The following is a 534-nucleotide window of genomic DNA, read 5'->3' as shown; positions in this document are numbered from 1 at the left end:
AGTTTAATGATTTCTCATCTATTAGGGGGGTGAGTTTTTCTCTTTATATAAATTTTAAAATAATGACTGGGAGTTATGAAGATGAAGTTTTTCAGAAATATTGAGAGAGTTAATCAAAAGGTAAAAGATTATTTAAGTTTAAGAGGCAATGTTTATAAAGTAAAAATTGTTTCTACTCCTTCAAATGCCGTTATAAAGATAGACGGAGAAGATAAATATTTTGATGCACATAAGAGAGGGGAAACTCTTCAATATGAGGTGAGTTTGGAAGGATATAACATAAAGCAAGGCACTATAACAGTTGAAGACAGAGATATATTAGAAAACGTTGTTCTTGAGGCAACTGCATAAAATTTTTTAACTAAAATTATAAAAGGTTCATTATATGAGTATATTTGATATAAAAGGAAATTTAATGAAAGATGAAGAGGGATTAAATATTATAAACGGCTCTTCATATAAAGTGAGAATTGCTAAGACAAAGAGCAGAGATGAGAGAGTAGATTTTACAAGTGATGATGTTAAAGGAAAATA

1 protein-coding gene and 1 pseudogene are annotated in these 534 nt (G+C 28.7%); both read left to right on the top strand.

The annotated features are described in order from the left end of the window. Positions 1–81 precede the first annotated feature (81 nt). Complete coding sequence (locus GQX97_RS14495) at positions 82–351, top strand: hypothetical protein (RefSeq protein WP_157152375.1); 270 nt, start codon at positions 82–84, stop codon at positions 349–351. Positions 352–385: 34 nt separating this feature from the next. Next, a pseudogene (locus tag GQX97_RS15240) lies at positions 386–534 on the top strand (phage tail protein); the annotation flags it as partial.

The organism is Brachyspira sp. SAP_772, from assembly GCF_009755885.1.
In the GTDB taxonomy this organism is placed as follows: Bacteria; Spirochaetota; Brachyspiria; order Brachyspirales; family Brachyspiraceae; genus Brachyspira.
The sequence above is the reverse complement of the archived record's forward strand: the minus strand, read 5'-3'. Positions and strand labels throughout refer to the sequence as shown.

Coding starts and splice junctions, on each gene's coding strand:
- GQX97_RS14495 (WP_157152375.1), top strand. CDS start 82: ATGAAGTTTTTCAGAAATATTGAGAGAGTTAATCAAAAGGTAAAAGAT.